The sequence below is a fragment of the Thalassobacillus devorans genome, from assembly GCF_900176565.1.
Classification (GTDB): Bacteria; Bacillota; Bacilli; order Bacillales; family Halobacillaceae; genus Thalassobacillus; species Thalassobacillus devorans_A.
In genome coordinates this window covers 58333-81370 of the sequence record NZ_FXEH01000003.1, presented here as the reverse complement: position 1 = coordinate 81370, position 23038 = coordinate 58333, and the positions used below count along the sequence as shown (strand labels likewise).

At 44.5% G+C, this 23038-nt stretch carries 23 protein-coding genes; 7 read left to right on the top strand and 16 right to left on the bottom strand.

Annotation, left to right across the window (positions count from 1 at the left end; genetic code table 11):
• Positions 1 to 39 precede the first annotated feature (39 nt).
• The gene (locus B9Y67_RS01065) at positions 40 to 2022 is read right to left on the bottom strand and encodes a fructose-specific PTS transporter subunit EIIC (RefSeq protein ID WP_085504952.1); all 1983 of its coding nucleotides are present in this window, start codon (positions 2020 to 2022) and stop codon (positions 40 to 42) included.
• A gap of 187 nt (positions 2023 to 2209) precedes the next feature.
• Between B9Y67_RS01065 and B9Y67_RS01060 the strand changes: the two genes are divergently transcribed.
• Positions 2210 to 2965, top strand: coding sequence for a MurR/RpiR family transcriptional regulator (locus tag B9Y67_RS01060; RefSeq protein WP_085504951.1), 756 nt, complete (start codon positions 2210 to 2212; stop codon positions 2963 to 2965).
• Positions 2966 to 3042: 77 nt separating this feature from the next.
• Here B9Y67_RS01060 and B9Y67_RS01055 read toward each other — a convergent pair whose 3' ends face one another.
• On the bottom strand, positions 3043 to 3942 hold the full coding sequence (locus B9Y67_RS01055; protein WP_369668730.1) for a formate/nitrite transporter family protein: 900 nt from the start codon (positions 3940 to 3942) through the stop codon (positions 3043 to 3045).
• Positions 3943 to 4080: 138 nt separating this feature from the next.
• On the opposite strand from B9Y67_RS01055, the gene B9Y67_RS01050 reads away from it, so the two are divergent.
• On the top strand, positions 4081 to 4542 hold the full coding sequence (locus B9Y67_RS01050) for a LysM peptidoglycan-binding domain-containing protein (RefSeq protein WP_085504949.1): 462 nt from the start codon (positions 4081 to 4083) through the stop codon (positions 4540 to 4542).
• A 24-nt stretch (positions 4543 to 4566) separates the two neighbouring features.
• Complete coding sequence (locus tag B9Y67_RS01045; RefSeq protein ID WP_085504948.1) at positions 4567 to 5754, top strand: cation:proton antiporter; 1188 nt, start codon at positions 4567 to 4569, stop codon at positions 5752 to 5754.
• A gap of 81 nt (positions 5755 to 5835) precedes the next feature.
• Here B9Y67_RS01045 and B9Y67_RS01040 read toward each other — a convergent pair whose 3' ends face one another.
• The 14 genes from B9Y67_RS01040 to B9Y67_RS00975 all read right to left on the bottom strand — a co-directional run bounded on the left by B9Y67_RS01040 (position 5836) and on the right by B9Y67_RS00975 (position 18033).
• Positions 5836 to 7056, bottom strand: a complete 1221-nt coding sequence (locus B9Y67_RS01040) for an MFS transporter (RefSeq protein WP_085504947.1) — start codon at positions 7054 to 7056, stop codon at positions 5836 to 5838.
• A 226-nt stretch (positions 7057 to 7282) separates the two neighbouring features.
• Positions 7283 to 7780, bottom strand: a complete 498-nt coding sequence (gene mscL / locus B9Y67_RS01035; protein ID WP_176223886.1) for a large conductance mechanosensitive channel protein MscL — start codon at positions 7778 to 7780, stop codon at positions 7283 to 7285.
• A 120-nt stretch (positions 7781 to 7900) separates the two neighbouring features.
• Complete coding sequence (locus B9Y67_RS01030; RefSeq protein ID WP_085505099.1) at positions 7901 to 9550, bottom strand: PAS domain-containing sensor histidine kinase; 1650 nt, start codon at positions 9548 to 9550, stop codon at positions 7901 to 7903.
• Between the two features lie 99 nt (positions 9551 to 9649).
• Positions 9650 to 10099 carry a GAF domain-containing protein gene (locus B9Y67_RS01025; protein WP_085504946.1) on the bottom strand — a complete coding sequence of 150 codons (450 nt, stop codon included), beginning with the start codon at positions 10097 to 10099 and terminating at the stop codon, positions 9650 to 9652.
• 12 nt (positions 10100 to 10111) lie between these two features.
• A complete protein-coding gene (locus B9Y67_RS01020) occupies positions 10112 to 10768 on the bottom strand; it encodes a response regulator (RefSeq protein WP_085504945.1) in 657 nt (218 codons plus the stop codon).
• Between the two features lie 13 nt (positions 10769 to 10781).
• Positions 10782 to 11438, bottom strand: a complete 657-nt coding sequence (locus B9Y67_RS01015) for a sensor histidine kinase (protein WP_085504944.1) — start codon at positions 11436 to 11438, stop codon at positions 10782 to 10784.
• 19 nt (positions 11439 to 11457) lie between these two features.
• A complete protein-coding gene (locus tag B9Y67_RS01010; protein ID WP_085504943.1) occupies positions 11458 to 12966 on the bottom strand; it encodes a nitrate/nitrite transporter in 1509 nt (502 codons plus the stop codon).
• Positions 12963 to 13247: a hypothetical protein gene (locus B9Y67_RS01005; RefSeq protein ID WP_085504942.1), complete on the bottom strand. Its 285-nt coding sequence runs from the start codon at positions 13245 to 13247 to the stop codon at positions 12963 to 12965. Before B9Y67_RS01005 ends, B9Y67_RS01010 begins: the two co-directional genes overlap by 4 nt.
• On the bottom strand, positions 13234 to 13548 hold the full coding sequence (locus B9Y67_RS01000; RefSeq protein ID WP_085504941.1) for a hypothetical protein: 315 nt from the start codon (positions 13546 to 13548) through the stop codon (positions 13234 to 13236). Before B9Y67_RS01000 ends, B9Y67_RS01005 begins: the two co-directional genes overlap by 14 nt.
• Positions 13526 to 13747 (bottom strand): hypothetical protein, encoded by a 222-nt coding sequence (locus B9Y67_RS00995; RefSeq protein ID WP_062438665.1) that lies wholly within the window; start codon positions 13745 to 13747, stop codon positions 13526 to 13528. Before B9Y67_RS00995 ends, B9Y67_RS01000 begins: the two co-directional genes overlap by 23 nt.
• Complete coding sequence (locus tag B9Y67_RS00990) at positions 13737 to 14261, bottom strand: QcrA and Rieske domain-containing protein (RefSeq protein WP_085504940.1); 525 nt, start codon at positions 14259 to 14261, stop codon at positions 13737 to 13739. Before B9Y67_RS00990 ends, B9Y67_RS00995 begins: the two co-directional genes overlap by 11 nt.
• 12 nt (positions 14262 to 14273) lie before the next feature.
• The gene (locus tag B9Y67_RS00985) at positions 14274 to 14834 is read right to left on the bottom strand and encodes a 4Fe-4S dicluster domain-containing protein (RefSeq protein WP_062438659.1); all 561 of its coding nucleotides are present in this window, start codon (positions 14832 to 14834) and stop codon (positions 14274 to 14276) included.
• A complete protein-coding gene (locus tag B9Y67_RS00980; protein WP_085504939.1) occupies positions 14835 to 17003 on the bottom strand; it encodes a molybdopterin oxidoreductase family protein in 2169 nt (722 codons plus the stop codon).
• Complete coding sequence (locus B9Y67_RS00975; RefSeq protein WP_176223885.1) at positions 16990 to 18033, bottom strand: hypothetical protein; 1044 nt, start codon at positions 18031 to 18033, stop codon at positions 16990 to 16992. Before B9Y67_RS00975 ends, B9Y67_RS00980 begins: the two co-directional genes overlap by 14 nt.
• Positions 18034 to 19090: 1057 nt before the next feature.
• On the opposite strand from B9Y67_RS00975, the gene B9Y67_RS00970 reads away from it, so the two are divergent.
• The 4 genes from B9Y67_RS00970 to B9Y67_RS00955 all read left to right on the top strand — a co-directional run bounded on the left by B9Y67_RS00970 (position 19091) and on the right by B9Y67_RS00955 (position 22973).
• Positions 19091 to 20389, top strand: coding sequence for a homoserine dehydrogenase (locus B9Y67_RS00970; RefSeq protein WP_085504937.1), 1299 nt, complete (start codon positions 19091 to 19093; stop codon positions 20387 to 20389).
• Positions 20389 to 21450 (top strand): threonine synthase, encoded by a 1062-nt coding sequence (gene thrC / locus B9Y67_RS00965; protein WP_085504936.1) that lies wholly within the window; start codon positions 20389 to 20391, stop codon positions 21448 to 21450. Before B9Y67_RS00970 ends, thrC begins: the two co-directional genes overlap by 1 nt.
• A complete protein-coding gene (thrB, locus tag B9Y67_RS00960) occupies positions 21447 to 22373 on the top strand; it encodes a homoserine kinase (RefSeq protein ID WP_085504935.1) in 927 nt (308 codons plus the stop codon). The genes thrC and thrB overlap by 4 nt, the downstream gene beginning before the upstream one ends.
• 120 nt (positions 22374 to 22493) lie before the next feature.
• Positions 22494 to 22973 (top strand): glutathione peroxidase, encoded by a 480-nt coding sequence (locus B9Y67_RS00955; protein WP_085504934.1) that lies wholly within the window; start codon positions 22494 to 22496, stop codon positions 22971 to 22973.
• Positions 22974 to 23038 lie beyond the last annotated feature (65 nt).

Sequence of the window (23038 nt, the reverse complement as noted above, 5' to 3'; positions counted from 1 at the left end):
CGGATCTTCGTAACAAAGATTCCGCGAACATGTCTTTTTTTATGATGTTATTGTCATTCGTCCTCGTTTAATCAGCATATGACGAATAAAAATGTTGGCAAGAGCAATAAACAACGTACCGACAAGCAGTCCGATCAGGTAGGCCCAAATATTTTCGACGAGCGGCCAACCCCAGAAGGCCGGAAGCGGGAGCCACTGGACGGCGCCTAACAGGACAGCTGTGACTGCACCAAGAATCGCACCGATAATATTGATTGGAATGGTGATAATCGGATTACGGAGCATGAACGGAATAGCCCCCTCACTGATGGCAATAAAGCCAAGCAGTATAGAAGTGTTCCCGGTAACACGCAAGTTCGCATCAAAGACACGACGTCCTACTACATACTTATCAAGCACCGTAGCAAGTCCAAGGCCAATCGGCGGAATGACGATTGCCAGCACACGGGCAGTAAGCGGGAAGATTTCATCCGCTGCTAAGCCGATAGCAATAGCACCAGCCGCTTTGTTAATCGGCCCGCCCAAGTCAAAGGCAGTAGCTGCCGCGATAATAGTTGATAGAACAATTTCTCCTGATTCCTGTGAAGCTTCGATAGTATTACGTAAAAGTACATTTAAACCGCCAAATACTGGGTCGACAATGTAGAAATTCAGTAAAAAGATCGATAATACACTGATGGCAGGGATGATAAGCATCGGCTTCATCGCCTGGAAGTTTTTATTAAGCTTGATCTTCTGATTCAAGAATCGTGCAATATAACCTGCAGACAGACCTAGAATCAATGCACCGAAGAAACCGGAAGGGATACCTTCCTCAATACCCCAGAAACGATAGTGAATACCTGCTGCGAATAGACCACCGATAAAACCAGATACAATACCAACTCGGTCAGCAAGTGCATACGCCGTAAAGGCAGCAAAAATCGGGTACATAAATTGGAAAATCATAAACCCAAATTTATCGAGATGATGAAGGATCACAAACAGCTCATTGTCATGGGTTGCATAGGAAATATCATTGATTTCATTGACTAATCCGAATGGTACAGCGCCAAGCTTGGCGATACCCATCATCAGACCTGCGGCCACAATAACCGGGATCATGTAGGAAATCCCAGTCAGGATGGCCTGACCCATTTCAGCGAGCACACCTGTCTTTTTGTTGGCTGGCTGGTTCTCGCTTCCACGAGCACTTTCTGTATCATTTTCAGCTGAAACGATACCATCAGGGTTATTCAGAACACGATCGATCAACTCATCGCCCTTGCCTAATGGTTCAGCAACTCGAACCTGGATGTATGGAAGTCCTTGGAATCGCTCTTTCCCTTTTGGGGAGATGTCTGTTGCAAAGATGACTGCATCAGCTTCCTGGATCATAGTAGCAGTGTGCTCATCCTCCAACCCGTTCGCTCCCTGTTTCTCTGTAAGAACACGGATGCCTTTCTCTTTTCCAGCCTGCTCTAATGCTTCAGCCGCCATATACGTATGAGCGATGCCTGCCGCACAGGCAGTTACCGCAAGGATTGTCTTTTCATAAGTGTCTTTATCTTCCTTCTCTTTTACGGAAACCTGATCCAGAGCAGCTATAAATTGCTCGGAATTCTCGGCAGCCATCAAACGACTATAATATTCCTTATCCATTAAACGCGTGCTAAGTTCGGCCAAGAGGTTCAAGTGCGTGGAACCCGCCTCACCCTCTGGGATAGCCAAAAGGAACACCAGTTCAACCTTGTTGTTCGGGTCAATGCTTTCCCAATCATCTATAGGATTGGAAAGCCTTGCGACTGCAAAGCCTGCTTTTTTGACAGCTGATGACTTCCCGTGCGGAATTGCAAGCCCTGCCTCCATCCCGGTGGCTGACACCTTCTCCCGTGCTAAAACGGTTTCAAAATATTCATCTTTAGAGGTGATATACCCTTGTTCATACAGGGATTCTACTAAAGTCCAAATTACTTTTTCCTTTGTCGTCTCTTTCACGTCATAACGAATTAGTGATTTTTCCGTCATGTGATTTAATTCCATTTTTGCTCACCCGCCTCGTTTTTTGTAAGTGTTTTCATTATCTCTGTAATTCATTTATAACATGGGGAAAGTGCAAATGGTTATACAGGTGATGTACATTTGTACATATTAGAAGCCGCACTCGGTATGATATACTTAAGGAAACTAAGGATGACGGCGATAAGAGGTTCGCGAAGGAGTACTGATGATGGGCAAACTGCTGGAGACTTACTCTAACTATTTACCAGAGCTGACACATTCGGAGAAGCATGTCCTTTATTACATCGAGGATAACCTGGAACAGTCCAAAACGATGCCTTTGACGAAAATGGCTGATGCTAACAATGTAAGCACCACTACCATTATCCGTCTCTGTCATAAGCTAGGGTTAGAAGGTTATGCAGAGTTGAAGTACCATTTGAAAGGAATCGAAGCCAACAACCTGCCTAATGATGAAGAAGACCCTATACAACGCTACATCCGGGATATACCAGAAACATTAAAAAAACTGACACCTGAGACCATGGTAAGTATAGCTGCTTCCATGCAGCAGGCAGAACGGATTGTGATTTTATCTGTAGGATTAACCAAAACGATCGGTGAATACTTAAGTAAACGACTGATGCAGATGAATCAGTCGTCCACTTATATCTATGAATCCCATATGATCGATCTGATCAGTAACTGGATTGGACGTGACGACCTGGTGATTTTCATCTCTTCCAGCGGAGAGACAGAAACGCTATTAAAAGCAGCAGAGAAGTTATCCCACTTGAATATCCCTTCTGTTGCGGTTACAAATAATCCGGATAGTCCCCTTCCTTTATTAACAACTGAGAACATCAGCGCTCCAGTGAAAAAAGCATCTTACGAAGGCTATGATGTCTCAGCACGTTCGACACTTGTGATGCTGGCCGATCTGATTTTCGAATACTACTTGAAGCTGATCCTTCAGGAAAAATAAAAAATCACCAATCCTCGTTTGGGATTGGTGATTTTTTATTTTTTTCCTTTTAGTATAGAAGCCAGGTTAAGGGTACATTATTTTCCATTTTCTTTCTGTTTATCCAAATCCTCTTTGTATGCATAACTGAAAAGAAGTGCTACGAGCAAAGCTCCCCCAATAATATTACCAATACTTGCAGGAATTAAATTAAAGAATACAAATTCGTACCACGTATAAGATGATTCAGACAACACACCGAGACTGAAATACCCCATGTTAGCTGCACTATGCTGGAAGTTTCCTGCTACGAATAAAATGACAGGCAGTGTAGTGCCAAGCAGCTTTCCTGTAATATCCCGAGCAGCTGTTGTTAAGAATGCAGCCATTCCAATCAGCCAGTTTGCCAAAATACCTGATACGATGATTTCAAACCATCCGGCTGCTCCCAAGTCCATAAACTTCATCTTCTTATCAAGCATAAATTGCAACTCCGTATAAAACGGCTGGGATAACGAACCGGAAGATTGGATGAGCACGGCTACAAATAGTGCGCCTACAATGTTGCCTAAATAGGAGGAAAGCCAAAACTTCACCATATCCTTGTGCATTAATCCTGCGATATGAAATTTATATGTCGGCAGCATGACATTGATTTCTGTGAACAATACAGCACCTGATATAAACACCATGGCATAACCAGCGGCAAAGCCAATCCCAGTTAATAAATAATAGAGTCCTTCTGCTTCGATGCCGATTCCTAAAAGTATGGAAAAAGCAGCTCCAAAACTCATAAATGATCCGGCAGTGAACGCCAGCAGCATCTGGGCACGAAACGGTTTTGCGAGGTGGTCCCGGCCTTTTTCACCAAATTCATTTACTATTTGTGAGGGAATATAAAATTGTCTATTCGGACTTTCCGCATCGTCATTTGGCTGCTTTTCAGCCTCTTTCATTTGTTTATCGAGATTTTTTCGATCTTGTTTTCTATGACTCACAAAATATCCCTCCATCCTTCTTCCTTTTATACCCCCTCCCTTTCAGCTGTAACCTTCTGATCCTTTCCAATTTTTTATCACGAGGAGTCTGTTTTTGAATATCTGTATGATATAGGATTGAAAGGAGAAAAATTGCCTATGAATCATTACTATTGCCCGGCTTTTCCACCTCATCCTGTAGCTTGTCATATGAATCAGCATGAACTACCACCAGCACCCTGCTCTTCTCATCGCAAAAAGAATTTTTATATTATCCAGCCTGGCGACCACATCTATAACCTTGCTCACTTTTTTAATGTCCCCATAGAAAAATTGATTACTGACAATCCCGGGATTCACCCATTTTTCCTAATGCCAGGACAGGTGTTATCCATACCACTTAAACCACCGGCCGAAGACTGTCCACACATTTATACCATTAAACCTGGCGATACCTTCTATAACATAGCCATGGCCAACAATTTGAGTGTCAAAGACTTAATGACCGCTAACCCTGACATCAACCCGAATGCCTTATTGATCGGTCAGGAAATATGCCTGCCATTGTCAGAGTCGCGCTTCACACGTTTATGGCGGCTGATGACGGGAATCGGGTATTAGCATGTATTTCAGGGAGTGAGCCACATGTCTATCTCACAAATTATTTTGCTATTATTAATTGGCTATATTATATTTACAATCGATCAAAAACAGGAAAACTTCCCCGTGCCTACCGTCCTTGTCCTCATCGGTATCGGGCTTTCATTCATTCCTTATTTCTCATCCATCGAGGTGACGAAGGATATGATTTATCATGTTTTCCTGCCAGCCTTGCTGTTCACTTCCGCTTACCGGTTTCCTCCTGACGAACTCAAGAAGAATGCAGGTATAATCAGTTTTTTAGCTACCATCGGTATTATGGTGACGGTAGCGCTGCTTGGTGCTGCGATTTATGCATTAAGCGGTCCTTTCGTTTCCCTGTCGTTTTTAGGAGCTTTAATCATAGCGTCTATACTTACACCCACGGACCCTGTTTCTGTTGTGTCGATTTTGAAAAAATCGGCAGGGGACGAGAAAATTGCTGATGTGGTCGAAGGAGAATCGTTAATCAACGATGGGACAAGCATCGTCATATTCACTGTCCTTTCCGGCATGCTCACGCAGAGCAAATCTTTCAGTATTTCATCATTTCTGGGCGAATTTCTGCTCGTTTCCCTGGGGGGAGCCTCTCTGGGAATACTCTTCGGCTGGCTGATGAGTAAAGCTGTTCACTTCACTCATAACCGGCAATACCAGGTGATGCTGAGCATCATATTAGCTTATGGCATTTTTAATATTGCAGAACATGTTGGTGTTTCTGGTGTTCTGGCAACTGTATTTGCCGGCATTATGCTATCGTTTGAATACGGAAGAACCATACGGGAAGATCATTTTAAAGATACATTGGACGGCTTTTGGGGAATTGCGGAATTGACCATTTTATCATTGATCTTTTTGTTAATTGGTATCCAGGCCGCCAAGTCTTTGCTCTTTAATTCGTGGATGTTCGCCATTATCATTTTTGTTTTATCATTACTCATCCGCTTCGTCATCATTACCGGAACTACCCAAGCCTTTCCACACTGGAGGAAACGGATTACGTGGCGAGAAGCGACCCTTATTTCCTGGTCCGGATTAAAAGGAACGATGTCTGTCTTTTTAATATTAAGCCTTCAATCAAAAAGTTCTGGAGATGTGGATATGATTGTATCTCTATCTTTCGCCGCTGTACTGATTTCCCTTATCGTCCAGAGCATGGGAGTATCTCCGCTGTCTAAAAAACTGATTAATTAGATAAAAAAGGACTGTCCCATAGTCTTTTAATAGACTTAACCGGACAGCCCTTTTTGATAAAATACCATTGCCCCTAACATTTTAATGCTCCAGCTGAACTTCGGGATTTTCGTTGGAAGGCTTGATCATAAATAAGGTAACAATCACAGCCATCCCACTTAATAGCGCGAGACTCAAATATAACCCTGAAGGATAACGTTCCATTAAAATAGCGATAATAGGTGGCCCTGCCGCAACGCCTACAAAACGCATACTGCTATACAGAGAGGTAACGGTTCCTCGTACATCCTTCTCAATTCCTTCGGTAATTAATGCATCCAGACTCGGCAATGACAACCCGATTCCAAGTCCGGCAACCGACAATAATAGAAGGAGCATGATCAAACCTGTCTCATTCTTAATAAAAATCAGTGTAGAGGCTGCCGCTCCATTCCCGATGATCACTGCCCATTTCATCAGTGTTTTATTTTCTCCAATTTTCTTCCCGCTAAAATAGGAAGCAGCACATAAGAATAACAGAGGAATGGCCAGCACCAAACCTTTATAAGCTCCTTCAATTGCATATTTAGACTCTAATAAAGCAGATAAATGAAAAAGAAAACCAAATAATACAAACATATTGATACATCCAATGAAAAATATCGCCATCAGCCACTTGCCATTATGGTTAAATACCTCTTTAATGGACGCTTCGAATTGAGAAAAGTTTTTTTCTTCATCCCCTTGTTTTTCTTTAGGAACTTTCACGAACTTCCATACCAGAACAATGGCTATCAAGGAAAGCAACGGTATTGCAGCAAATGGAATAAACCAAAGAATTACGGCAAGCAATGCACCTAATACAGGGCTCAATACCTTACCAAATGTATTGGAAGTTTCAATGAGACCCAGTCCAGCGCTTACTTGTTCCTCTTCTTTATACATATCTCCAACTGTAGGGATGACTACAGGAAAAGCACCCGCTGCCCCAATCCCCTGCAGAAATCTCCCGGCGAGGATCAGCAGGTAAGGTTCTGCCATCTTCCAGGCAGCGAATGCCGAAATGATGCCTCCCACCCCAACAATAATCAAGCTTGGAATGATTACTTTTTTTCTTCCTAATTTATCCGATAAATAACCTGCAATAGGAATCAGTACGATAGCAACTACGGAATAAACGGTTATGATCAGACTCGACTGAAAAGGTGAGATATTAATTTCCTTCTCAATGATTGGCAACACAGGTATTAACATGGAATTACCTAACGTCATCACGAGGGGGATGGATGCTAAGGCAATAAGATCCCACTTTTTCTGTTCCATTTCTGCTCCTCCATCTATCTGTTTTTGAATATTAAAAAAGTGCACACGACCGATGTGCACTCAATCGAAATGTATATATGGGGGTCGTTTATCTGACTGATGTTCTATTTTAAAATGTTTGTATGGAAACAACTACGTATGTGTACTTATGATTCGCTGTTCGTTATTTTTCATACTCCGCTCCAATATCCAAAAAAAGTAAAAAGCATACCCCTTGATATGCTTTTCATTTAATGCCCAGCCGGAAACGCCTTTGTACTTCCTGGCTGGTGCTGGAATCTGTGTTTTGTTTTAATGTTGTTCCACAGTTAGGGCAGATACTTGCTTTTGCCGGAATCGATGTACAGCAATAAAGACACTCCTTTTTCGTCATAGCAGCGACAATATCCTGATTCGGTTTCTTCCAGCGATTCAGCTGCCTGACTACCAGAAAAACAGCAAAAAGAATGATAACAAAACGGATAAAAGATGATAAAAACAATCCATAATTGATGGTAGCGGCACCAGCTTCTTTAGCTGCTGCAAGCGACGGATAAGAACCGCCGCTCAAGCTGATGAATAAATCCGAAAAGTTCATTTTAGCTAAAATCAGACCAATTGGAGGAAGCAGGATATCCGTAACAAGAGAATCGATGAACCCACTGAAAGCAGCGCCCAATACCAGTGCCACCCCCAGTTCTGCTGCACTGCCTCTCATAGCAAACTGACGGAATTCATGGAACAAACGAATAAAGATCATCCCCCTCTTCTCCAGATACCACCATTTTATGTGAAACATAGACGAGCTATGATTTTTAGGGAAGGCTTTATCTGCGACTAGCAAAAAAACAAAGCCGGACTATAATTAGTCCGACTCATCGCTCTTATTAGGGATTTCTGCTATGATTTTTGTTCCTTTTTCAGGAGACGAGATAATCTCCAGCTCGCCTCCAACCGAACGCGTGCGCTCTTCCATACTGAACAGGCCGACACCGGAGGATAACTGGCTCTTATCAAAACCTCTCCCTTGATCTTCTATCATTACACGGACGACATCGTCCAGTTCACGAATGGTCACCCAGGCTCGATCGACCTTTGCGTACTTCCATATATTCGTCAGGGCTTCCTGAATGATGCGGTAGATGGTTATTTCCTCATGAGGGCCCAGCCTTTGATCAAGCACGCATTCAAACATGACATCGATATCATAGTGATCAGAGTAGCGGTTCAGAAAGGATCGAATCGCCGGCACCAGCCCGAGGTCATCCAGGACGGATGGTCGGAGCTCCCAGGAAATGTCACGTACTTCTTCAATCAGTTCCGTCGCTTCATCCCGCATCTGGTCAATCAAAGGATGTTCCATTTCTGCGCTCAGCCTGCTTATCGTAATCAAATGACTGTAAAGATTTTGTCCAAGCCCGTCGTGGAGGTCCCTTGATAGCCGCAGCCGCTCTTCTTCCTGCACCTCTATGATACGTGTCATGGCTCGCTGCAACTCTGCTTCTACACGCTTTCTTTCCGTAATCTCGGAGCGGATCGCCAAGTACTGATAAGGTTTTCCTTTCTCATTCAGAAACGGCACAATCGTTGTATCCACCCAGTAATAGCTGCCGTCTTTAGCCTGATTCCTTATTTCACCTTTCCATACCTCTCCGCTACCGATCGTTCGCCACAACTCTTTAAAAAATTCTTTCGAATGATAGTCCGAATTGATGATCGAATGGGTACGTCCAATCAATTCTTCCCGCTTATATTTTGAAATATAGCAGAATTGATCATTGACGTACGTAATGATTCCCTTTTCATTAGTAATGGCAACAATGGATGACTCATCAAGAGCAAACTTCAAATCGACCAGCTCTTGCATCGACTTTTCTAATTCATCAACGACGCGCTTAAATTCTGTGATTTCTTTTCGGATCGCCAGGTATTGGTATGGCTTACCCTTATTATTCAAAAAAGGCACAATCGTCGTATCCACCCAATAATGGGTCCCATCCTTCGCCCTGTTTTTGATTTCCCCGCGCCACACTTGACCATTGGCGATTGTACGCCATAAATCACGCATAAACTCCTTAGAGTGATAGCCGGAATTAATAATCCGGTGATCTTGTCCGATCAACTCTTCCTCTGAATACTTGGATATCTCACAAAACTTGTCATTCACATATTTGATTGTCCCTTTTTGGTCGGTGATTGCTACAATCGTTGATTCATCAAGCGCAAACTTCATATCAAGCAGTTCATTCAGTACCTTTTGCGGTTCCAGGTTGGAGATAGAACTGTCATTATCAGGATGCAAAACAAGCAGAGAGTAGTTGTTTCCCCCCATAGAAAAAGTGTTTTTACGTATGAATAATGGAAAGCGTTGTCCTTCTGTCGTCACACCAAATTGTTGCGTAAACGTCCCCGGCTCTAATGCGTCGATATTCGTCTCAGGTATCCATTTTTTAATATGGCTGCCAGTGCCACTTTCCGTGTCTGCATCAAAAAGTTTCAGCGCTTTATCATTCATCGACTCAATATAACCTGCTTGATCTATGACAATTGTGGCATCTTCTGCAGTATCCTGTTGTTTACTGTGTTGTGTTCTTGTGGTCACCAAGCTTCCCCCCTATTCATCGGTAAAATGGGAAGATAAAAATGATTCCAAATGCTTTGCAACTTCCCTGAGCTTCTGTTCTTCGTGTTCATCAAACTGGCGGGCGTTCCGGTAACCAATCAAAAGGGCGCCTTTCGGGAGACCATTCCAAACTAAAGGAACCGAATAAGCGGCAACCAGCTTTTCGGCTAACATAATCGGGTAATCGGTTATTTTCCCTAAAATAGTTTCGGGAAAATTCGTGATTCCCATGGGTGTTCCACTGGAAATCACTTTTCCGGCAATCCCCTTTCCATATCGGACGGTAATGTATTTATATTTCTCATTTCGATTTCCCATTGCATAAGGCCAGGTAATATCCGGATCGTTTCGATTCTGCAAGGCAACACCGACAAAATCACAGGGTACGCCTTGTTTCAGCCGGTCACATTCGGTGAGTATCAACTCTTTTAAAGATTCCATGCCATCACGTCCTCACTGGATCCCATAACCAAGTAATCCTTTTTTCAAGGCAAAGGACACCAGTTCCGGCCGAGTTTTCATTTGCAGCTTCTCCATCAGATTCCCTTTGTGGGTCTCGACGGTTTTGACACTGATGACCAGCTTTTCTGCAATCTCTTTATTTGAATAGCCTTTAGCTATCAATGTCAGGACTTCTTTTTCCCGCTCCGATAGAAGCTGATACGTATCGGCACCATCTTCTTTCAAATTCCCCAGATATTCTTCCATCAAGCGTTTCTGAGCGGAAGGATGAAGATAGGCATCCCCTTGACATACGGAACGAATCGCATTAACTAACTCATCGTGGGGCGCGCTTTTCAACACACAACCGGATGCTCCTGCCTGAATGGCACGGAATAAATATTCTTCATCGTCATGCATCGTAAGAATAAGGATAGCGGTGTCAGGAAGCTGTTTTTTTAATTCCGCTGTTGCAGATAAACCATCTTTTCCATGAGGCATACTCAAATCCATCAAAATAGCATCCGGCTTTTCTTCCAGAGCTTTCTCAATTCCTTCGTTTCCTTCAGAGGCTTCCCCTACCACTTCCATATCCGGTAAGGAATTCAGTAACATCTTCAACCCCATCCTTACCACTGCGTGGTCGTCCACCAACAGGACCTTAATCATCCCATAACCCCTCCTATGACTGGATTGGCAAAACGATGGAAACCGTTGTCCCTTTATCCAACTCAGAGGTAAGGTTGCATTGCCCCCCGACAAGACGCATCCTTTCCCCCATGGCAGCGATTCCCATGGAACGACCGCTTTCCATCACTTTGTTTGTATCGAACCCTTTTCCAGTATCTTTAATTTCTATTTTCACGGAAAACTCTCCCCATGTAAACGCTATTTTTGCTTTATCTGTATCTGCATACTTAGCGATGTTGATTAAAGCTTCCTGGCAGACCCGAAAAGCGGCCAGACTTTCTGGATCGGAGACCAGTTTTTCTTCCCCCTGGGAATCCACATCAATCAATATACCGAATGTATTCGTGAATAACTTAGCGTAGCTTTTCACGGCTGCCGTCAATCCTAGAGTTGATAATGTATTTGGATATAACTCGACTGACAGCAGTCTGACTTCACGGATCGTACGCTCCATCAGGCCAGACATTTCCTTCGCATAGTTTTTCAACTCCGGCTGTTCAATGCCGGATTCGATGAAATTCAAGCCCGTCTGCAAGGTATACAGATTCTGATTGATGCTTTCATGGAGCTCAAGGGCTACCCGTTTAATTTCTTCTTCCTGAGACTGAATGATATAACTGCACGCCTGGTTGCCAGATTTAAGCTCCATCTCCATCCTCCTCTATGATTTACATACTTTTTCTGGATTGATTTTCGGTAATATCACTGAACACACCGGCATATTGGATGATTTCCCCCGAGTCATCCTTGATGGCATTGATGGTCAGCCATTCTAAATAGTGTTCTCCGTCTTTCCGTTTATTCCAGATTTCTCCCTGCCAGTAGCCGTGCTTTTCTAATGATTCCCACATCCGCTTATAAAATGCCGCAGACTGTCTGCCAGACTTCAGGATACTTGGATTTTCCCCTGCTGCTTCGTCCGATTCAAAACCAGTAACCTTTGTGAAGGCAGGGTTAACCGTAACGATTTTACCATTTTTGTCTGTGACCATCATGCCGAGCGGCGTCGTTTCCATAATCTGATGAGATACAGCAAGCTTATCATGATAGTACATCCATATGACCAGAATCAAACTTGCTAAAGCGATTTGAGAAAGTGCCATGAAGCCGATGGCATAGTGTCCTGTCAAGCTGTAAAGAAGGGACAGCATCAACGGCGGGAAGAAACCTCCCAAACCTCCCATCGCAGATACAATACCGTTAGCAATTCCAGCCTGTTTGTTGAAATACATTGGTACCAGCTTGAAGATGACTCCATTCCCAACTCCGGCAGCAACGGCAATGGTCAAACTGCCAACTGTATATAGGCCGATCGATGGAGCGAAGGATAACAGCAAGGCGGCTACGGTGAATCCGCCAAACACATACATCAATAAAATAAGGGAATGGAAGCGGTCTGCGAGCCAGCCTCCAAGTGGACGCAGAAAAGTGGCGACAGCGATGAATCCGGCCGTTCTCATCCCGGCATCTACTTTATCCAATCCAAAGTTTGCGACTAGAAAGTTCGGAAGATAAACAGTGAACGCCACAAAAGAACCAAAGGTAATGAAATAGAATAAACAGAATAGCCATAGCTTTTCATTTTTATAGACACCTTTGATCTGCTTCATTAATGGAACTTTCACTCTCGTTTCCTTTTTATCTCCTAAAAAGAAGTTCAACAAGATGAAGATCCCTAAAAGTACAAGGTAAAGCTGGACCGTGAACGACCATCCGAAGTTTGCAGCAACTACCGGTGCGGCAAATGCTGTGATGGCAGTACCGATGTTACCCGCTCCGTAGATACCGTTGACGAAGCCATGACGACTTTTATCATAATATTTCGGCAAGGAAGTAACCCCGACGGAAAAGATGGCTCCACCAATTCCCAGGAACAGTCCGCCAATCAAAAGGTCGACCAAAGAGTCAGCCACACTGATGTAATAGACCGGGAATAATAACAGGATGAAACTTACCATGAAAATCAACCGTGCACCTAGTAAATTAGCTAAGTATCCAAGTGGAATTCTTAAGACGGACCCTAAAATGACCGGGATAGCAGTTACCCAGGCAATATGCTCCGGTGCAATAGCAATGTCTTCGGTAATAAAAGGAAGTAAGGATGATATCAATACCCAAACCATAAAACCTGTCACAAGGTTCATCGTTTGTAGTGGAAGTTGAATTTTCGTTTTCATAGCGGTTTCCCCTCGCTTTTAATGACATAATGAAGGCCGGCTTCCTGATCATAAGCAGACCATTCGGTTTCTGTCTGCGCTACCTCGCTGGTTAATGGAACGGCAAAAAAGTAGTGATCATCAAAATAAATTCTGAGATGAGTGTTATCGGGACAATTGGCCAGCTTTTTTACCTTTTTATCCAGCCACGGCGCCATATCTTCACCAGCTTCTCCATGAATACAAACTTTCACAGGAGCGCCTATAAATCTCTTTATATCACTATTTTCAACTGACGCCACAACTGCCACACCCCTTTTTCTCCGGTGGATAGATAAAGAACTGGTAGCCTTGGAGAGCTGTCCAGAATGTATCTCCCGCTGATTCTTCCAGATGATCGATGACTTCCTGTTCGGATTCCCAGCTGCTCATTCCTTTTACTTCAGCAACCACAACTTCAGCATCTAAAACTGTTTTATCATCCAAGTACCAGTGGAGCCGCTGTCCTTTAAAAATTTGTTCAAAACTGGTCTCTACTTCGGCAGCAAGTGTCCCGGAATTTTCTCTGATAAAACAGAAATCAAGATAGGTTTCGCTCTTCATATCCCTTGCTGCCCCCTTTGTTTTTCTCCTTTTTATATATAAACAACGCTACCGGAAACAACAGAACATTCAATCCGGCATACAGTAATGTAACCCCATAGTTTTCGTAATAATATTGATGGACCACTAACTGCGTAAACACAATATTCATCATTAAAATGGCTGCCAACAGGATAACTCCGACGTAACTACGCTTCATAACGCTTCACCCTCACTGCGTAAATAGCCTCATCCTTCACTTCCACTTCGATCCCTGGAAGCGGTCGGCGCGGCGGACCTGCTGTTGGTGCACCTGTAGATGCATCAAATTTCCCATGGTGACATGGACAGATCATTTCCTGTTCGTCCTTGACCCAGTACACCGGGCATCTGAGATGGGTACAGGCATTCTGGTAAGCAACGTATTTATTTTCACTAAGTCGGATTAGAATGGCACTATCATGTTCACTCGGAAAATGGAATTTAACAGAATCCCCTACCTTTACGTCTTTAACATCCGCGATTTTCTGATGCGGATATTCTTTATCCCCAAGTCCCATCAATTCCTTGGCAGCGACGGCTCCCCATGGCAAGGTAGAGACAGCGAAGACACCGGCAGCACCTGCTAATGTTTTCATGAACCCTCTGCGGTCGAGCATCCGTTCATTATTCCGATTGATATTATGCGTATAGTTATCTTCGTCATATGGTATCTTGTTATTGCGATCACTCATGATACTTCCTCCTTAAAAGAGTTTTTCTGTCCCTTGCAAAATTCCTGGGAGATTCACTTTGACATTGGTCGCACCTTCCAGATATGGCATGCTGGTCACCCATTTGTCATTATCCAGGTCATGACGGCGCTGCTTCTGTTCGATCTCTTCTTCTGTCAGCCATTGCAATGTATTGGAAGGACAGACACTGGCGCACATTGGCGGGATACCATCTTTCGTCCGGTCGATGCAAAGGTCACATTTGTACATCAGGTTTTGTTCTTCATCAAACTTCGGTATGCCATAGGGGCATGCGATCGTACAGTTTTGACAGCCGATACATTTTTCAACAAGTGCGGATAGGACTGCTCCTGTTTCATGAATTTGGATGGCCTGGGCCGGACAGCTCCTGGCGCAGGCAGGATTTTCGCAATGCAGGCACATCAGCGGCATCGTCTGTCGGTTCACGTGAGGATTGACATCATAGACATAATTCCTGTTCCGTTCTTCATGCCCGCCGCACTGAGTACAGGCGGCAAGGCAGGAACGGCATCCGATACAGTTTTCTAATTCGATATATAACCGTTTCTTCATTTATAGCACCTTCTTAGGTTCGAGTTTTTCCATTTGAGCTGCACATGCCTTGAACTCTGGCATTCTTGATTTTGGATCGAGTGCCGGTATCGTCAATAAGTTGATAGACTCTTCATGTCCAAAATGATAGGGAACAAATACGGTATCTTTCCGGATGGCTTCTGTCACTTTCACTTTGTAGATGGCTTCCCCTCTCCGGGTATACAGCCGTATTCTTTCGTCGTGCTCCATATTGTATTTACCAGCTGTCTCTGGGTGCACCTCTACATACGGTTCCGGGCACATATCTTTCAGGAATTGAATCCTTCTTGTCTGGTTGCCGGACAAGTAATGGTATACGACACGGCCCGTCGTCAAGCGAAGCGGGTATTCCTCGCAAGGTTCTTCTGCCGGAGGACGATAAGGTAACGCACAAATTTGTGCTTTTCCGTCCGGATGATAGAATTTCTTATCCAGGAACATGTGTGGTGTTCCTTCATCTCCCTCATCTTTACACGGCCAGAACACGCCATCCTGCTTTTCGATCTTATCCCAGGTAGCACCGTAGTAATCTGCGCTTCCTCCCTTGGAAGCTAATCGGAATTCTTCCGCCACATCTTTTGCTGTCTTCAAGTGAGCGAAGTTTTCGCCCTTGCCAAGCCGTTCTGCCAGTTCTACTTGCATCTGCCAGTCAGGCTTTGATTCACCTAATGGCTCCTGTGCTTTATTAATTTTGATAATCCGTCCTTCAATGTTGGTTACCGTGCCTTCGTCTTCTGACCAGGTAACGGAAGGAAGGATGACATCAGCGAATTCGGCGCTTTCTGATAAGTAAAAGTCAGCACAGACCATAAAATCAAGATTCTTCATGGCATTACGAACAAAGTTTAAGTTCGGCGCTGATACAGCCGGGTTGGAACACAGAAGGTACAACCCCCGTATTTGTTTCTGATCCATCAGTTCGAACATTTCATAAGCAGATACACCTGCTTTTGGCATTTCTTCCGGTGTAATCCCCCATACGTTACAGACTTCCTGGACATGCTGCGGGTTGGTAATTTTCCGGTAACCTGGCAGCAAATCGGATTTCTGACCATGTTCCCGTCCACCCTGACCATTGCCCTGACCTGTGAAAGTCGCGACCCCTGATTTCGGACGACCGATCTTGCCAGTGACAAGCGCCATGTTGGTGTAGCCAGATACGTTGTCGACGCCTTTATGCTGCTGTTCGATCCCTCGTGCAAACATGACGACTGCATTTGGTGCTTTCCCATAGATCTCTGCAGCTCTTTCTATCTTCTCTGGAGCAACACCAGTCAAGTGACTCGTATATTCCGGAGTGAATTGTTTAACCAGTTCTTTCGTTTCTTCAAAACCGTTGGTATGCTGGTTGACGAACTCTTCATCTGCATAACCTTTTTCAACTAATAAATGAACAATTCCATTTGCTAAAGCAAGGTCTGTCCCTGGCTTCAAATCCAGGTGAAGGTCAGCTCTTCTGGCAATCGGGGTTTCCCGAGGGTCAACGACGATGATGTAGCCTCCGCGTTCTTGTACATTCCAGATGCGGAACATGGAAGTCGGATGGCACTCTGCTGTGTTGCTTCCCGCAATGAACAGGCAGTCTGTTTCATGAATATCTGTCCAAGGAAGTGTGGAGCCGCGGTCCACACCGAAAGAGCGAAGAAACCCGCCGGCTGCACTGGACATACAGAACCGGCCATTGTAGTCGATGTAGCGGGTACCCAAGGCGACACGTGCAAATTTACCAGTCAGATAACACTTTTCATTGGTCATGGACACCCCGCTGAATACAGACAAGCTGTCTTTTCCGTAATTTTGCTGCAGTTCACCAAACTTCTCAGCAATCAAGTCGTAAGCTTCTTCCCAGCTCGCTTCCCGGAACCCTTCTTTTGTTCCTTTCAAGGAAGCATCATCACGAATCAGTGGACGAAGGATGCGGTCCTTATGGTTCGTCTGCTGGTAAGCCGTAACCCCTTTCGGACACATTTTCCCGACCGTTACCGGCCAATCGTAACGAGGTTCCACGCCGATGATTTTATTGGTGGCTGTATTCACCCGAAGGTTCATGCCACATTGCATCCCGCAATAGCTGCAGTGTGTCTTGATCAGTTTCTCATTCGGGTGTTCCACATTCTCTATCTCTTTAAAAAATTTATCCCTTTGCATTTTGGTTGGCCTCCTTGGTTTTCACCTCATGGGTCGGAAATCCTGCGAATCTGGAGATGCGGTACTTACGGCGGCATGGGAGACACAATTCTGCTAAATTGAATCCGTCCTTCTCCATCGTAAAATCTATCTCGTTCGTACCCAGGACATTGACGACATCCTGTGACTGTTCCGTTGATACAAATTCATCTCCGCAAACCTTACACTCTTTCATCGATTGTTCGCCATAATGTTCACGGTAATTTCTTGCAAAAACACTAAGCGGACGGAATGGAATATGAGCAAGCTTCCCGAAAGGCAGATAAATCAATGTCACAATGACGGAATACTGGTGGATGAGCGACATAGCGTAATGCCCTGCTCCATGTAAAAACACGTTCATGAAAGTCAAAATCAAACCGGTGATACTGATGAAAAGCAATAAGTATAATGGTAGAAAGTCATACAGAAATTTCTGTTCTGCTCTCGCCTGCATATTCTTTAAGCGGCGGTACAGCGCCATGCATACCCCGATAATTACCATGATGGCTGTGATATTAAGAGCATTATAAGAAAGAAAAGCGATAACGCCATCAGCCGGCACAGTAATGAGATCCACTCCCATGGCAACGATAGTATAATAGCCGCTTTCCTCCATCGTGAAATACATCCACCCAAAAACGAGAGGAAATGTAACCAGGCAGGATAAAATAACACCCCAGCCAATCAGCAAGTGCTGGGTCCATCGGTAAATTCCCCTATTCCAGATGAATTCGTACGTACCAAGATGGTTGACGGAAGTTTTCGGTGTAGATTTACGGAACAAAAGCTTGATCCCTTTTTTGATGATAATCTTTGTTGGCGGTCTTTCTCCCCAGGCAATGAAGCGGTAGAAGAAGCCTGCGATGAATACGAAAGTACCTACCATATATCCGTACAAGTTCAAGTCGACATGTGTGAACATCCTCGTTCCGATGAACATCAGCACCAGGATTGCACTGACAGTAAGGAACATGGACTTTGCAAATTTCGAAGCAAATGCATCATTAATGGAATGAGTTGCTTTCATTGGTTTTCTTAACACTGTTTCAGCCATTTTTAATTCCCCTTCGCTTAACTTTTTTATGTGTTTGTGTGATCCCTGTAACTTGTTAATTTAATTATAGAAAGCGAAGGAGTTTTTCGTAATCGGGGAAACCCCCCATCCTCTCGGGGAAATCCCCCTATTTATTTTTTATTTGAGAAAACTGCACAGATAATCGTTGTTTAGTTTTGGAGAAGGTTTATTCAATTAAAAACCCAAAAAGTCGAAGACTTGATTTCAAGATACCAAGGGTTCTTTACCATAATAGAGCCAGGGTTGGCTGGGAAACTACTCGCTTTCCTGCGGGGAACCGGCAAGCCTCCTCAGTCATTTCACTCCCTGTGGGGTCTCGCCTGGCTCCTTCTCCCGCGGGAGTCTCGCAGTTTCCCAACCAACCCATCCGAAAGATGAGAGAAATGAACCCCTGCCATAGATGAAGACGTCTTCCACCTATAATTGGAAGTATGATGCAGGTGACAAGAAAACTTTTATAAGTAGCTCTCCCTTTTGTTGAATCCTAAATATCGATGTTTCCGTTTTTCCCATAAACGCAAGGAGGTTCGGGAAATTGCGAGACTCCGATGGGAGGATAGTGCATGGTGAGATCCCGCAGGGCTTCAGCCCGAAAAGTGTTATACTTTAGTCCTTTTTAACATATTTAAAATTTCTTAAAGTATAAAAAAAGCAGGAGCCGGGCTGTTCGCCTGGCTCCTGCTTTCATTAATTACTCTTATTAAATCATAGATAAAATTGCACCGATTACCACAATTGCACCGATAATCATTAAAATTGTACGGATCATTCATATTCATCCTTTCTTCTGATCACTTTCTACTAATAGCTTCCCTTATTTATGGATAAGTTAAACCTTTTTATATCAATGGGAAAATAAACCAATTTATATAGGAAGATCTTTTTAAAAAACTTTCTGAAAAAGGGTTGTAAAACGGCCTGTTCATTACTATAATGTCCTTTATACGTAAACGAATGTACTTTCTAAAAATACAAAAGGAGGACAAAGGACATGACACAAACAATCTCGATAGGCCTGCTCGGATTAGGCACTGTAGGAAGCGGGGTCGTGCATATTATTGACCAGCATCAGGATAAACTAAAACACCAGGTCGGATGTAATGTAGAAGTCAAACACATCCTGGTCAACAACCCGGACAAAAAGCGCGATGTCGTTTTAAACGGTGCGAGATTGACCACCAATCCTGATGACGTGCTAAATGATCCAGAGCTTGATGTCATCATTGAAGTAATGGGCGGAGTCGAGACGACGAAAGACTATATTGTCCAAGCCCTCCAAAATAAAAAACACGTGGTGACAGCCAATAAAGACCTCATGGCTGTATACGGGAGCGAATTACTGGCAACAGCATCAGAGAACAGCTGCGATTTATTTTATGAAGCTTCCGTTGCTGGCGGCATACCAATCCTCCGCAGCCTTGTGGAAGGGTTATCGTCAGACCGCATCACAAAAATGATGGGAATTTTAAATGGTACGACTAACTATATTCTGACAAAAATGACTCAGGAGGGTGCTGCCTACGACGACGTCTTGAAAGAAGCGCAAGCACTGGGATATGCCGAAGCAGACCCCACTGCAGACGTGGAAGGAATCGACGCAGCCAGAAAAATAGCTATCCTCGGCACCCTGGGTTTCTCGATGCACCTGGAATTGGATGACGTATCGATCGAAGGAATATCCAATGTTTCCCAGGAAGACCTTGAATACAGCAAACAGCTCGGTTATACAATGAAACTGATCGGTATCGCTGATCGTTCCGGTGATAAAGTAGAAGTAAGTGTACAGCCTGCTTTGTTCCCCGAAAACCATCCACTAGCAGCCGTAAATGATGAATTCAACGCTGTATATGTGCACGGGGAAGCAGTTGGTGAAACCATGTTCTATGGTCCGGGGGCGGGAAAGCTCCCAACCGCAACGGCCGTAGTCTCCGATTTAGTTGATGTCATGAAAAATATCCGGCTCGGTGTCACAGGTAACAGTGCTGTCTTGCCGCAGTTTGAAAAGAACCTGAAGGATGAGGATGAAATCCAGGCGAAGTATTTCATACGCTTGCATGCCAAAGATCAGCCTGGAACATTTTCTGCTTTAACAAACCTATTTTCCAGCTATGGTGTAAGTTTAGAAAAAATTCTGCAGCTGCCTGCCAAAGAAGAAGACATAGCAGATATTGTCATGACGACTCATACCGTATCAAAGAAGAACTATCAATCTATTCTACAGCAGCTGCATGATCTGGATGTCGTTTCTGAAATCAAAAGCAGTTACCGTGTCGAAGGAGATGAACGCTGATGAACTGGAAAGGCCTGCTTCATCAATACGAAGAATATTTACCAATCAATGAAAAAACACCGAAACTATCCTTGTGGGAAGGCAATACGCCATTGATTGCTCTCGATGATTTATCAGAAAAACTTGGCGTGGAGCTGCACGTGAAATATGAAGGTCTTAACCCCACCGGATCGTTTAAAGACCGCGGAATGGTGATGGCAGTTGCCAAAGCGAAGGAAGAAGGCAGTGAAGCGGTCATGTGTGCATCGACAGGGAATACCTCAGCCGCTGCTGCCGCCTATGCCGCCAGAGCCAACATGCGCTGTATCGTCGTCATACCAGATGGCAAAATTGCGATGGGTAAGATGGCACAAGCCGTCATGTATGGCGCAGAAATTTACGCCATTAAAGGAAATTTTGATAATGCCATGCAAATGGTGCGCAACCTGAGCGAGGAAGCGCCGATCACCCTCGTCAACTCTGTCAATCCATACCGGATCGAAGGACAGAAGACAGCGGCCTTTGAAGTATGTGAACAACTGGGCACCGCTCCTGACTACCTTTCCATACCAGTCGGAAATGCCGGTAATATTACGGCGTACTGGAAAGGGTTCAAGGAATATCATCAGCAAAATAACACCGGCCTGCCAAGCATGCACGGATTTGAAGCAGAAGGTTCAGCTGCTATCGTACGAAACGAAGTCGTCGAAAACCCGGAAACACTGGCTACCGCCATCCGGATAGGAAACCCGGCCAGCTGGGATAAGGCACTGGTTGCTACGGATGAGTCTAAAGGGAAAATCGATTCGGTCACGGATGAAGAAATTCTGGAAGCTTATCACCTTCTCGCACAGTCTGAGGGAGTTTTTGCGGAACCGGCTTCCTGTGCGTCCATAGCAGGTTTAAAGAAAGACATCGAAAACGGTCATATCAAAAAAGGTTCTAAAGTTGTCGCTGTATTGACCGGGAATGGACTAAAGGATCCAGACTGCGCCATTGAGAACTCCACTTTGAAACCGGTAGTTCTTCCAAACGAAGAAGAAGTGGTGTTCGATCATATTTTAGGACGTGTCAAACCATGAGTGCCAGCGGGATGTTCACGATCAAAGTCCCGGCCAGCACTGCTAATTTAGGCCCGGGATTCGACTCTGTCGGTCTAGCCGTCAACCGATATTTGACACTGGATGTGGCGCCGGACAGCCAATGGTCTTTCGAACCTGAAACCGGGAACTTAAAAGGACTGCCCGCAGGGAAGGATAACCTGATTTATCAGGTCGCAGCATTTGTGGCAGAGAACCATAAAAAAGGCTCACTCCCTCCTGTCTCCGTTAAATTAAGCAGCGACTTCCCCATGTCTAAGGGGTTCGGAAGCAGTGCTGCTGCCATCGTAGCCGGCATCGAACTTGCTGACTATCTGCTGGACCTCAACCTTTCATTGAAAGAGAAAGCACGATATGCAAGTCTTTATGAGGGCCACCCTGACAATGTCGCCGCTTCCCTTTACGGCGGGCTGGTGATTGGATGTCACCAGGAAAAAGACACACATATTGTTTTAGGCGGACGTCCGGAAGTTGATATCGTCGCTGTCATCCCGTCCTATGAAATGAAAACAGATGCTTCACGAGGACTTTTGCCAGAAAGCTTTCCTTACGCTAAAGCTGTGGAAGCCAGCAGCATCAGCAATGTACTGGTCGCTGCCCTTCTGCAGCATGACTGGGAGCTTGCTGGAAAAATGATGACCGAAGACTTATTCCATCAACCCTATCGAGTCCAGTCGATTCCGGAATGGGACACAGTCATGACATTAAAAGAATCATTACCAATCTACGGAGTAGCTATCAGCGGTGCCGGTCCGATTCTTCTCTGCTTCACCCCACCTGGAAAAGGAGAAACAGTGAAACGCACACTCGCTTCCTCCTTTCCAGGAGAAGCAGTGGTGGAGCTATTACTTCCCGCTGAATCAGGAGTCACCGTCGATAGCTATAAATGCTCGGCAGCAAAATAACATACAGCCAGCGTTCAGGAGAATGATCCTTCGCTGGCTGTATTTTTTATGTAAGCTGCTTTATCTTTTGACTTGCCTGTTGAATGCTGATAGGTTTTGAATTAAAAGGGAGGCGTTATCATGAGCAATGTGCATGATTTTTCAGCAATAATGATTACGGGAGAAGAAAAGTCCCTGGCCGATTTCAAAGGAAAAGTGCTGCTAGTAGTCAACACAGCCAGCAAGTGCGGGTTCACACCCCAGTACGAAGGCCTGCAAGAGCTATACGACAAGTATAACGAGCAAGGATTTGAAGTGCTAGGATTTCCGAGCAATCAGTTCATGAATCAGGAACCTGGAACGGAACAAGATATTCAGGAGTTTTGTAAGGTCAATTACGGTGTCAGCTTTCCGATGTTCAGCAAAGTTGATGTAAAAGGAAAAGATGCCCATCCACTTTTTCAGCATCTGGTACAAGAAGCCCCCGGAATGATTTCCGATCAGGTCAAGTGGAACTTCACAAAATTCCTCGTCGACCAAAACGGCAATGTCGTCGATCGCTACGCACCCCAAACAAAACCAGAAGATATAGAGAAGGATATACAAAAACTATTGAACTAGAATGTAAAGACGGGCGCGCGAAGTGCTCGTCTTTTTCTATAATACCTCTCCCTTTTTCTCCTCAT